The organism is Agrobacterium sp. ST15.13.015, assembly GCF_027871645.1.
GTDB classification, from domain to species: Bacteria; Pseudomonadota; Alphaproteobacteria; order Rhizobiales; family Rhizobiaceae; genus Agrobacterium; species Agrobacterium leguminum.
The window spans coordinates 170,608-182,393 of record NZ_JAQAHF010000003.1; the positions used below are offsets into that span (position 1 = coordinate 170,608).

Sequence of the window (11,786 nt, forward strand, 5' to 3'; positions counted from 1 at the left end):
TGTCAGAGGGGTAGACGAAAACGATGAGGATGGAAAGCTAAGAAGGTTGCCTGTTTTACGGAGTGATATTTGCAAGAACTCGGTAAACCTGCATCCTGCTGCACTTTACTGTTCTGGCGATATCGCTCTTTGCCATTCCCTCAGCAAAGAGCTGATGTATCAACTCCCTATCGATACGGCGTTGGCCACCTTTGTAGGCATTTAAGAGCTTTGCTCGCTCAATTCCGTCCCGCTGCCTCTCTTTGATAAACCGGCGCTCCATCTGCGCAACCATTCCAAGAACCGTTAGAATGACTTTGCCCATTTCACCCTTGGTTGACACATGAGGTTCAAGCACGGTGACGAACGCGCCCCGTTGTTCGCATTCGTAGACAATGTTTAGAACATCGCGGGTGTCGCGACCGAGCCGATCAAGACGTGTGACAATTAGCTCATCATCTTGGCGTAGAAACTCGATAACAGTTGCCAACTCGGTGCGCCCATCGCGACTCGCGCCGGACATTTTTTCGCATCGGACTATCTGGCATCCTTCCGCTAGGAGCCGCTGTTGTTGAATTTCGAGATCTTGATCGAGCGTACTAACGCGCGCGTACCCAATTCGAGCCATGTGTCACCTCAAGCTTTAGGCTTCAAGCTACCCCGTCACAAATAGTCGGTGTCAACTCAGATGTTACATTTGTGGCCGTAACAGTTGGCTCGTCACATCAGGGCATACCCTGATCTTACACGTTGTCGTCGAACCTACGAATATTAGTGATCATTATCTCACGACGGCAATACGCTCCTAATTCAGTCATGCGGCCGGCAGCTACCCTTGCCGAAAAGCGGACGTGGCTTACCGCAAAGCCACGCCGTCACTAATGTCCAATATACTAGGCGCCCTGTCGGCGCGCACAATACACTTTGGAGCTGCCAGAATCGCTCGCTCTCAATCCTATCGCGGCAACCTGTATCAAGTCAGTTACACAATCATGCGCTGATCCTAGTCAAAGGAACATTCTCCCTTTGCTTGTAAAGTCGAACGCTTAAAATATTGAACGGGCAATAAGCGACGCAACATTCGCATTAACCTTTCAAGTCAAGGAAGAAGAATATGGATATTGTTGGCCTTGTGCTTTGAATTCCTCAAAGAACTCAAACATATCCTCCTGGCTGACAGGTTTTGGGTCAACATTCGCAAGCTTGCGAACGTACACCATTCCCTCGAATAAGGCAGGCTTGGCCATGCGGTCAATCTTGAGAACGACTATGTCCTTGTCATAATATCGAATGGTCCGCACATTTCGTGTAATATTTCGCTTAACTGAATCGTCAATATTTAGCGATTCAATCTTCTGGAAAATGTATTGTTGATATCCATCAATGTTACGATGGACTTTCTGAGCTTCCGCTCCTATGCCGACAATTTTAAATTCTTCGTATTTTCGGGCTTTTTGTCCGTACAACTGTTCGTGACGCAACGCTGCGCCGTCGTTGTCGGCCACGCCCAGTAAAACGTAGCTCGAGCCGATGTGCGAGTTGTGCATAGCGCACAACGTTTTTACGATTTTCGAAATATCGTCAGGCTCCTTTTTCGCATTTTCTTTCAGATCATGAAGACCGCACTTGAAGTCATAACAAACATTCTCGGTCCTCGATTGATTTAGTATGTTCTCGAAGCTTTCTAACCAAGACTGGGTTGCTGGGTCTGAGTCGAGATTATCAATGAAGCAATCGGATAACACGCCGGAGACCGCATCAACCAATTGGGACCTATGTTTGTTCAGCCATTTTACATCTTTGAAAAGTATGGGCATGCAGTTGCTCGCAATTCCCTTAAGCCTCTGGCTAAGTTTTCTTTTGTTCGATATGGCTTTGTTCTCGGTTATTATTTTTTGGTATACGGTAATGAAAATTACTTGGTATGCCTGACCTATCTTCTGGGCTTCACCCGAATAGAGGTATTGGGCAAGGTTCGTATTGCCCTCTTCTAAGACGCTTTTCAGAATGTCAAACGTATGGCAGAAGTATTTGTATAGATTATCTATTCCGACCTTGAGAACAGCGTCGCTCGCGGCATCGCTCAAGGGATCTCCTGGTGAATATACAGAATCGAGATATTTTGATGATGTCTGCGATTTTTCTTTAAATAATATATAAAGTAATGTGTGAGCGATAAGTTCTTCATCGCGAGATGCTAGAATATTTTCTTCTGTGAGGATGTGAAAAGCGTTCCAAAAGGTGCGGCGAATCTTTATTCCGTAGTCTAGGTCATCGTGCGTCAGAGAGATTTCATGCATGTTTCGTAGATCAACGATTTCGAGGTGAGAGGTGTCGCCGCGAATATAAGTTGCGCACCTTCGAACTAGTTGTGCAAACTCGCTCAATGCTCCAGCTTGCCGGACTTCGTGTCTCGAAAGACGAATTCCTCCTGTGTTAATCCGGCGAAACGTCTCGTCCACATTTGCGGAACTCGAATAACCCGTCGTCGAAATAGGTAGAGGATAGCTTAGAATGGCTGAACAAGTATCACGATCCAATACAGGACTATTTTGGCGAAGCGTCCCGCTTTTTAGAAGGTCGTTTGTCTCTGATATGACGGATAGGTCAAAGTACTTTCCGTTAACGCTGTACCTACCTTCAATGAACGACGTTATGGCTTCGAGCCTCTGCATACCGTCGAGTATTTCGAAGCAGGTCCCCTTTTTTACATCTTGGAAGGTGACGCCCAGAAAGAGGGGCACAGGGAACTGTTTGATTATGGAATCAATGAACTTCTGCTTTTCGTGCTTCTTCCAGACAAGCTTTCGTTGGTATCGTCGATTGACAACATACTGACCCTTACGAAAGCCGGAATATACCGACTGAATTGGCTCGCCTCTGATATTGAGATTGTTTTGCATATATTTACCCTTAGACTCTGTCATATTCCCACTCTTAGCTTTGCACTATACTAATTAAGGTTGTGTTTTTATGGGCCGGTTAAATGGGTGAAATGCAAGCGTCCGGGGAGTGTCGACCTGAGGTAGTTCGTCAATTTGGCCGACACCCACGATTTAAAAAAACGGAACGCACATTTTCTATCATCCAACTTGTCGACGTCCGCAAAGCATCATGTGATGACAGCTTCTCGCCGGCAGCGTAGACGATTTCCGCTTTGCCTCTTCACTCAGTTTAGCGCTGGCCCTGCCGCTAGTCTGAACGCGGACATCACGACTCACCGGATTGGAACCGCATATATGCTGTCAGTGGATTTGTTGATCGGGTTCGAGATGCTTCAGGGGTGTACTCAAACTTTCAAGCGTATATGGACGAACTCGCTGTGCCGCTCGGTCGTTGCTTTGAAGCTGAACCCATCTCGCCTACCATTTGGCCATTTCCACTCCCATCATCTTCTATTACTTCGCCGACTTCGTGGTCACGTGCGGTGCCGAAATCCGGATAACGTCGAAGAAGAGAGGCAAAGGTCTCAGCCTTTCACAGTATCCGGCACCGTCCAGAGTCCGGGCTGATGAGGCTGCGTGCTGAGGCATAGTAGAAGGAAAGGGCGGCATTCGGTGATGGCCTCTCCTCCGATAGAGCGACGCACTTAGATGGACACGGGACTGTCGTGGTGGAGCGAGAAGATGACGAGAAGCGCGATGTTTTGCACGTGGAGTGGCAGCATCGGTAGCGCTCTATAGCGAGCGGGAGTTCTTTCAAGTGTAGCGCCTCCTGAGGCTGCTGTCCGTCAAACACTCAACCGGCGGCTGTTGTTTGTTCGGTGTTGGTTCCTATCAGTCTGACCACAAGCAGCAGATATTAAGCCTTGCTGTTCGTCTTCTGTTCCTTCATAGATACTTCGGATAATTCTCGAGTGCGAACGCAACAGGATGGTTTTGGATGAAACTGAAGGAATTCAGGGTCCGCGAGTTCCGTAGTATCTGGGACACCGGCCCAATTAAGGTAGACGACCAGACGACCTGCTTCGTGGGCAAGAACGAGGCGGGAAAGACTACCGTTCTGACGGCACTTTATCGCACCAATCCAATTCGACCAAAGGACGCCGTTTTCGACGAGACCTACGACTACCCCAAGCGCGAAGTGGAGGATTATCTGCACGCGGTTGAAAGTGGCGAGCGCGAAAAGGCTGTAGTAGTAAGTTCCACTTATGAACTCGAACAGGAAGACTTCGATGCGATATCGAAGGTTTTCGGACCAAGCGCATTTACTGGCCGAACATTTTCGCGTGATTGCTATTACGGTAAGAACAGCAGCATGGCTTACCTGACTTGCGACGAGGCTGCTGCCAGGAAGCACCTCGCTTGCAACTCAGCCTTAACTGATGCCTTAAAAACTGAGCTCCTTGAAGCGTCAAGCTGGCAGGCTTTTGCGGCGACGCTCGATGGGGCAGAAACTACTGAAGCTGTCACTGCACTCAAGGCTCTGGTCGCTCAGGTCATTAAGAGCGGCGCTGTTCGCTCGTACATATATCAAAACCTGATCTGGCCCCGCGCGCCCAAGTTTCTCTATTTCGACGAGTATTACCAGATGGAGGGGCAGGCCAACCTCAATGCCCTCATCGCGCGCGAGGACAATGATGAGCTTTTGGATTCGGACTATCCGCTCATCGGCCTCATCAATCTTGCGCGCCTCGACCACCGCAAGCTGGTGGCCACCAATAACACGGTTGAGCTGAAGAATAAGCTGCAAGGTGCCGGAAACCACCTCACCCAGCGTATCGTTAAGTACTGGTCTCAGAACAAACACATACAGATGCGTTTCGATGTACGTGATGCCAAAGCTGGAGACCCTGACGGGATGCAGCAAGGGGTTAATGTGTGGGGGGAAGTGTATGATTCCGTGCACTGGGCCACGACGCCGCTGAGCAATCGTTCACGGGGTTTTGTGTGGTTCTTCTCGTTTTTGGCTTGGTACGAGGATGTGAAGCGCCAGAAGCAGAACGTCATCCTGTTGTTGGATGAGCCTGGTCTGTCGTTGCATGGACGCGCGCAGGCTGACCTGCTGGGCTATTTTGATGCGGAGTTGTCGGGCTACCAACTCCTGTACACCACTCACTCGCCTTTTATGATTGACCCCACCAAGTTCGAGCGTGTCCGGATCGTGCAGGATCTAGGCATCGATGCCCCGGAAGCGCTGCCCAAGGAGCAAGACGGCACAAAGGTTCTCGCCAACGTGTTCGACGCCACCGACGACAGCTTGTTCCCCTTGCAGGGTGCGCTCGGTTACGAAATCCAGCAGACTCTGTTCGTTGGGCCAAACTCGCTCATCGTAGAGGGAGTTGCCGACATGCTCTATCTGCGGGCGGTGGCAGCCCAATTGGCCCGCGAAGGCCGCGAGGGGTTATCTGAAGAGTGGGTAATCACGCCTGTCGGTGGCAGCGGGAAGGTGCCAATGTTCGTGGCGCTCCTTGGCTCACAAAAGAGAATGAACCTGGCTACGCTGCTGGACATTCAAAACAGCGACAAGCAGTGGATTGAAGACCTTTACAAAAAGAATCTGCTCACCAAGAAGCAAGTGTCGACCTATGCGGACTTCACCGGCACTGCCGAGGCCGATGTGGAGGACATGTTTGACCGGTCATTCTATCTGGAGTTAGTCAACAGCGAGTACGGTAAGCAGCTTGGGTCTAAGATCACGCCTGCGAAGCTCAACCCTCAGGTGCCTCGGACGCTCCGGGCGATTGAAGCTTGGCTGGCCGAGAACCCGATGAAGTCCGGTTCGTTCAGCCACTATAGGCCCGCGCGCTTTTTCACTGAGCAGCTAGCCACACTTTGGCCGAAGGTTTCAGACGAGGCTAAGGATCGGTTCGAGGCAGCGTTCAAGCATCTTAACGGTCTTTTGCGTAAGTAGTAGTCGCTGACTACATCCTCGATGCGTGCTAAAGTCAGCTTGCACAACCTTTGAGATTAGAAGCGGACAGGCAGTTCACTGCCGGAAAGCGACCAGTGGCGGTTCAGCTTGGGGGCAACTTTATTGCGTGGTTGTGCAGAAATTTCACTTGGGCTCATTTTGCACCGGCACAAACGTGAACGCTGTCGCTTTTCCAACATTTCCCATCACGCTTCATTTTGCCTAGAGGTGTGTGAGCGTGGGTCGCCCCGGGCATATCATTCCACCAGCCATCGGCGTCGTTGTTATCAATCTCGATGATGGCAAAGTAACCGTTGGCCTCCATGACAAAGCTGCCGTCCATGCTACCGTATGGCCCCCAATAGCATGCACCATCTATCGCTTTGGTCCCATCGACTTCCAGAACACAGCCCTTCCGATCTGGAGGCGTTTGCTTCGCCGCAGGATAGTTGCTCGCCTTTTCCGTCTTTGGAGCAGGTTTGTTGAAACATGCCTGAAACTGGGAGAAAGGCGCCGCAGCATTGGTGAGGCTAATGGCAATCGTCTTGCCATCAAGGTCGGCGATTTCTAGTTTTTTGCCTTTCTTGCCTTCATCGAGGATCTGCGGTGAGATTTCGTAGAAGCCGTGCCAGCCGAAATAGTCTTCTGGATGGCCATTGGACATTTGAACCGTCTTTTCATCGACCTGCCAAGACGCGCGAACAATACCGTCAAAGTTTCCATTCTCGACAAACGCGACGAACTCCTTGCCCGGCGCGCCCATGAAGCCGACCGTTACGTCGCCCTGCTTCGCTTCAACAAAACACGTATCGCCCCAATCCTCCTCACGTTGTTCAAAGGTCCAAGGTGATGTTGAGGCGGCGTTGGCTGCGGCTGACTTCGGCGGCAGGTTTTGAAGCATCACGCTGCGGTTTGCAGGCGCTTGTGCGGCTGTTCCGGCACCTTCGCCTGATGGCTGGGCAAATGGCGACGTGGACGAAGCCTGAGGGGCCTTGAACAGTGATGGGCCAAGCCCGGTTAAGGTGGATATGCAGGTATCGAAGCCAGTCCCGAGCGCTATCGCTTCTGTATAGGTCATCACCGGCACGAGCCATGGCGGCTCATTTCCTTGGAAGGTTATTGCCAATGGCGCTGGCTTGTTTGTCGAAATGGCTGTGCCCAGAATGGCGGTGACCTTGAAGCCACCCCCGTCTTCCGCAACGGTCTCGGGTATTTCGCCATAGAGCTCATCATCGTTGACCACTTTTGAGACGAACTGAATGTTACCCGCCCATTCGGTTCCGATGCTGACATTGGTTGTCTGACCAGCGGGAAGATTCCAGTTCTGTTTGGTGACGCGCAGCCGAGGGACGATTTTGTCGATGCCGATCAGCGTGTATTCGATCGCGACCGACTTCCCTGACCACGCCGTGCTGCGGAACCCGCAAAATGCTTCATCGCCAAAAGGGTCGGGCGTCTTCAACATGACCTGCCAGCTATTGCCCTTGTGGTACCAGTGTTCTCCAGCCACAGCAGGTGTGGAGATTGAGCCCGCGACAGCAGCGCTCAGGCTAATCGCAGTAAAAAGTAGTCTAGCATTCTTGGTCATGATGGTTTTTCCATAGGGTAGGCGACAGTTCGGCGTTCTTTAGAACGCTGGTCGCTGCCGATAATGCCTGCCTTCATTGTTTCAAATTCCTCGGCAGTGATCGCGCCTGAAGAGCGCAGTGCCGCGAGTTTTTCGATACGCTCAATCTGTTGGTCTGAGCCCGAAGGGGGCAAAGGCGGGGCAAGGCGCTGATCGCGGCTTTCGGGAAAGTCCGTTGCGCCATGCTCTGACGGGGTGCTGCCGATCACAATGAACGCAACGATCCCGACAAGCGGTATTAGGCAGGTCAGCACAAGCCAGCCGCTTTTCTCAAGGTCATGCAGGCGCCTGACGATAACAGCGAGCGACGGGACATAATGGCCCATGATGATCAATGCCGAAACGAGAGGCTGCGGCTCGCGTGGCCCGGCAATGGCCACGTCGATGATCAGTCCGCCGATGACAAGACCCAGCAACACGAGGTGGTAGTACCAAAACTCCTTTCGTGTGGATCGGCCTGAAAAGGTGGCGTAGCGGCGCATGGCGTCAAGATAGGCGCTCATGAATACTCCCAGTTGTATGGCAGTTGTCGTGTGATTTAGGCCGTAACGCTTTCACGCCGCTGGCTGGCTTTTCTTCCGCTTGGCCGAGCGCCACGTGAAGAATCCCATGACAGCGAGCAGGAGAGCGATGATGCCCCATACCGACATATCTCCGAAAGTGCCTTGCGACGACGCGATAAAGGCCATCAGTGCCGATACGAGGAAAATGATGGCACCCACCAGCGGCAGGCCGAAGGAGAACGCGCCACCGATCACCAACAGCACGCCTGTCAGCATGCCGACCGCCCCGGCGCTGCCGGTTGCTTGATCGTTCAGCAGGCCGCTTCCCGCCGTGACCGCGCAAGATTGCAGCAGCACCAATAGGCCGAGGAAGAGCCCGATAATTCCAACTGCGATTTTCATAGTACCCCCAATTGATGCCGAGTTGGCAACCGTAAGTCGTTAACAGGAAATATGTGGTATATATTCGATGGATTAATGCCCGGCAAGATGGTCGCCATGCCGGCATGGAACATCGTGAACGCATTGGATGGAATCTCAGGAAGGTCAGGACCGCTAAGCGGGTTACGCAAGAGAATCTTGCTGTTGACGCTGGGGTAGACCGGACCACCATCAGTGGTATCGAGAGAGGCGATTTTAATGCTTCGGTCGATTTGCTCGCGCGGCTTGCCGACGCGCTCGCCATCGATATTTCTTTGTTCTTTGAAGTTCCTGCTGAGGCTACCCCGCCTGAGCCGCTGAAGGCGGGTCGCAAGCCAGGACGCTGATCGCCGGTTATCCAAACTGAAAAGACGTTTGACGACGAAAAGATCGAACGCACTGGTCAGTACTCATCTGCCCGCATAATGGTGAGCACCCGGCAGGTTACAGCGTCATCTGCCGGATCGGCTGATCCGAATTGCAGGTCGAGGTCGTAGTAGTCGATCTTCCAAAAGAACACGGCGTCTTCGAGCGTGACCGCACCAAAATCATGCTCGCCATAAGGGTCGTTGTCTGGCGAGAAATCATCGAAGGCGCGTACCGCCGAAATGACCGCTTTCTGATGATCGGCGCTGAGGGTGGTGACTCCCGGCGTCAGCAGCACTCGGCCGCCGGAGAAGCTCTTTCGAAAGGCGTCGTTTTTATCGCGGATGGTTGCGGCCCGAGTGGCCGCATCCTCACTGATGTTCTGTTTCAAAGCGCAGCCCATGACGATCACTTCTCGACATAGGCAGGGTGAATAAGGGCCACCTGATCGACGCGGCGGGTGAAAGGCAGCATGTCGAGATAATCGCGCCACTTGAGGCGGAGCCCTGTGTCGCCCTCGATCTTGATGACGGTGGCTTCATACCACCCCTCCAGCGGCCCCTCAGTCGCCAGCACGAGGCTACCCACCGTCAACTGGTCCCAGCTTTCGGGCATATTCTTGGGCGGAACAGGGTAGTCAGCTTCGGCGGCGGGTTTGTCGGGCACCACACGCGGTTGCTCCAGCCGCTCGCGCTCGTCATCGGAAAGGTGGGCGGCAATCGCCTGATAGAGCTCTTGCTTCACGAACGGCACGAAGGCCTTGCCGCTGTCGAACAGCTTGCCCTGTGGCAGCCGGCCGAGAAACGCCCTGAGTTCGTCGCCTTCCACCTTGAGCGCCACCATGCCCATCAGTTCGGCGGCTTTCTCTGCGGCACGGGTATCGGTGGCAGGGAAGAATGAGGCGTGGGGCCTGCCGTTGTCGTCACGGCCGAGGATGATGACGGGGCAGGGCAAGCTGACGGCAGGGGTGGCGGGTAAGGCGGTGGTCGTGGGTGTAGTGGTTGAAACGTTCATGATTGCAGCTCTCCAAAACAAGAAGAGGGGCCAAACGGCCCCTCACACCGGCAGCACCGCCGGCGTGTTATAGTATAGCATTGCAACTATGGATTGTCAAATAGAATGTTTGCAACTGCAATCGCGGAAGCGGTTTCGACGAGCGGATAACGTCCCAAGCGCAACTTTCGCCGAGCCAAAATAACGATCCTCTGACTATGAAAAAAACATCCGATAATTGGGATTGGACGCGATGCAATATTCCATGTCGGTCGCGTATGGGCACATTGCCTATTCCGTTGTATTCTCGACCAAGCGCGTCTTGACATGTGACCGTGCGCGCCGATAGATCGACGCTGGACTGGGGTGATCTTCATCTTCGCGGGGATCAAGATACTTGTAAGCCTTACCTAAACGACCGGATAAACTCCGGAAGTTTGTGAAGGAACTACTGATCGTTCTGAAAGGCTTGGTGCATATCAAACATATGACGTTGACGTATTCGGTCAATTGTCCTAGTTGTAGTCTGCCATTAGGACAATTGACCTACAATGACACCATCATCTACCCGTGAACTGATAATTGAGAAAGCGGACGCGCTGTTCTACAAAGGCGGTTTCGAGGCCACATCGTTCGCGGACATAGCTGCGGTCGTGGGAATATCGCGCGGCAATTTTTACCATCATTTTAAGACCAAGGACGACATTCTAGATGCCGTGATCGAGCGTCGCATCCACGTGACACGCATGATGCTCGACGGCTGGCAGGTAGAAAGCGAGAACCCGCGCGAGCGCATCCTGTCCTTCATCAACATGCTGATCGGCAATCAGACGAAGATCATGGCTTTCGGGTGTCCCGTCGGCACACTCTGCTCTGAGCTCGCCAAGCTCGATCATGTCGCCCACCATCGAGCGGTGGAAATCTTTGGGCTGTTTCGCGATTGGCTCACCGAGCAGTTCCGAGAGCTTGGCGCTGGTGACCGTGCCGAAGCACTGGCACTTCACCTTCTCGCTTGGTCGCAGGGAGTGGCGGTCATGGCCAACGCATTCCGCGAAGAAACTTTTATCCGCAACGAGGTGGCAGGGATCGAGCAGTGGCTGGCAACCCTGCCGGACGTTCGCCCAGCCCATTGATCAAGGAGCGTCGATGTTTGTTACCTTCCTGAAATTTGCCGAGAACCGTGCCGCTGCGTCCATCTTCATGGCAGCGCACAATGATTGGATAGCGCAGGGCTTCGTCGATGGTGTGTTTCTCTGCGTCGGCTCGATACAACCTGCTGTTGGCGGCGCGATCCTCGCCCACGGCGAAAGTCGAGCCGAACATGATGCACGCATTGCCCTTGACCCTTTCGTTGTGGAGTGTGTGGTGACGGCCGAAACCTTTGAGATCGACCCCAAGCGCACCGTCGCCGCCTTGGATTTTCTGAAAGCGGCCCAGTGAGCGGGACGGTTCCCGGCCCGGATGGGCGCCCCCGCTGCCGCTGGTGCGCGGCCGCACCAGAGTTCTTCGCCTATCATGATCGCGAATGGGGTTTCCCGGTCACGGATGACATCCGACTGTTCGAGAAACTGTGCCTTGAGAGCTTCCAGTCGGGTTTGAGTTGGCGCACCATTCTGGCCAAACGAAAGAACTTCCGGGCTGCGTTTGCGGGCTTCGATTTCCATACAGTGGCCCAGTTCGATGATGCCGATGTGGCGCGGCTGCTGGTGGATGCCGGCATTGTCCGCCATCGGGGAAAGATTGAAGCAGTCATCAACAACGCGGGCCGCGCTTGCGATCTGGTCGAGACTGGAGGCTCATTGTCGACGTTCTTCTGGAGGTTTGAGGAAAATGACAATGCCCAACCTCAAAGCCGCTCGACCTCACCAACTTCCGAACGATTGTCCAAAGAATTGCGCAAACGCGGCTGGAAGTTCGTTGGTCCCACCACGGTTTATGCGTTCATGCAGGCGATGGGTCTGGTCAACGATCACGCCGAGGAGTGTGTGATACGAACTGAAGTCGATCAGGCCCGAAGGGAGTTGCTCCGCACCTGATCGCCGTGA

The 11,786-nt window shown here is 53.2% G+C and carries 12 protein-coding genes; 5 read left to right on the forward strand and 7 right to left on the reverse strand.

The genetic code is table 11. The features are described from left to right. Positions 1-55: 55 nt before the first annotated feature. Both PIB16_RS06010 and PIB16_RS06015 read right to left on the reverse strand, forming a co-directional pair. Complete coding sequence (locus PIB16_RS06010) at positions 56-607, reverse strand: recombinase family protein (RefSeq protein ID WP_271045190.1); 552 nt, start codon at positions 605-607, stop codon at positions 56-58. Between the two features lie 466 nt (positions 608-1,073). Beyond that, positions 1,074-2,906, reverse strand: coding sequence for a GmrSD restriction endonuclease domain-containing protein (locus PIB16_RS06015; protein WP_271045191.1), 1,833 nt, complete (start codon positions 2,904-2,906; stop codon positions 1,074-1,076). A 955-nt stretch (positions 2,907-3,861) separates the two neighbouring features. Between PIB16_RS06015 and PIB16_RS06020 the strand changes: the two genes are divergently transcribed. Further along, on the forward strand, positions 3,862-5,832 hold the full coding sequence (locus PIB16_RS06020) for an ATP-dependent nuclease (protein WP_271045192.1): 1,971 nt from the start codon (positions 3,862-3,864) through the stop codon (positions 5,830-5,832). Positions 5,833-5,986: 154 nt separating this feature from the next. On the opposite strand, the gene PIB16_RS06025 is transcribed toward PIB16_RS06020, so the two are convergent. Genes PIB16_RS06025 through PIB16_RS06035 form a run of 3 tightly spaced genes read right to left on the reverse strand, consistent with a single transcriptional unit; the run spans position 5,987 to position 8,364 of the window. Further along, complete coding sequence (locus tag PIB16_RS06025; RefSeq protein ID WP_271045193.1) at positions 5,987-7,420, reverse strand: hypothetical protein; 1,434 nt, start codon at positions 7,418-7,420, stop codon at positions 5,987-5,989. After that, complete coding sequence (locus PIB16_RS06030; RefSeq protein WP_271045194.1) at positions 7,417-7,962, reverse strand: DUF805 domain-containing protein; 546 nt, start codon at positions 7,960-7,962, stop codon at positions 7,417-7,419. Before PIB16_RS06030 ends, PIB16_RS06025 begins: the two co-directional genes overlap by 4 nt. A 51-nt stretch (positions 7,963-8,013) precedes the next feature. Then, positions 8,014-8,364, reverse strand: coding sequence for a hypothetical protein (locus tag PIB16_RS06035; RefSeq protein ID WP_137083410.1), 351 nt, complete (start codon positions 8,362-8,364; stop codon positions 8,014-8,016). A gap of 104 nt (positions 8,365-8,468) precedes the next feature. On the opposite strand from PIB16_RS06035, the gene PIB16_RS06040 reads away from it, so the two are divergent. Further along, entirely contained in the window at positions 8,469-8,729 is a 261-nt protein-coding gene (locus tag PIB16_RS06040; RefSeq protein WP_137083412.1) for a helix-turn-helix transcriptional regulator, read from the forward strand. Positions 8,730-8,785: 56 nt separating this feature from the next. On the opposite strand, the gene PIB16_RS06045 is transcribed toward PIB16_RS06040, so the two are convergent. Together PIB16_RS06045 and PIB16_RS06050 are read right to left on the reverse strand one after the other, a co-directional pair. Beyond that, positions 8,786-9,151 (reverse strand): DUF3768 domain-containing protein, encoded by a 366-nt coding sequence (locus PIB16_RS06045; RefSeq protein ID WP_271045195.1) that lies wholly within the window; start codon positions 9,149-9,151, stop codon positions 8,786-8,788. Between the two features lie 5 nt (positions 9,152-9,156). Then, entirely contained in the window at positions 9,157-9,762 is a 606-nt protein-coding gene (locus PIB16_RS06050; RefSeq protein WP_271045196.1) for a hypothetical protein, read from the reverse strand. Between the two features lie 530 nt (positions 9,763-10,292). Between PIB16_RS06050 and PIB16_RS06055 the strand changes: the two genes are divergently transcribed. Genes PIB16_RS06055 through PIB16_RS06065 form a run of 3 tightly spaced genes read left to right on the forward strand, consistent with a single transcriptional unit; the run spans position 10,293 to position 11,777 of the window. Then, positions 10,293-10,874 (forward strand): TetR/AcrR family transcriptional regulator, encoded by a 582-nt coding sequence (locus PIB16_RS06055; protein WP_271045197.1) that lies wholly within the window; start codon positions 10,293-10,295, stop codon positions 10,872-10,874. A gap of 13 nt (positions 10,875-10,887) precedes the next feature. Further along, positions 10,888-11,181, forward strand: a complete 294-nt coding sequence (locus tag PIB16_RS06060; protein WP_271045198.1) for a YciI family protein — start codon at positions 10,888-10,890, stop codon at positions 11,179-11,181. Then, positions 11,178-11,777: a DNA-3-methyladenine glycosylase I gene (locus tag PIB16_RS06065; protein WP_271045199.1), complete on the forward strand. Its 600-nt coding sequence runs from the start codon at positions 11,178-11,180 to the stop codon at positions 11,775-11,777. Before PIB16_RS06060 ends, PIB16_RS06065 begins: the two co-directional genes overlap by 4 nt. The last annotated feature ends 9 nt before the right edge of the window (positions 11,778-11,786 follow it).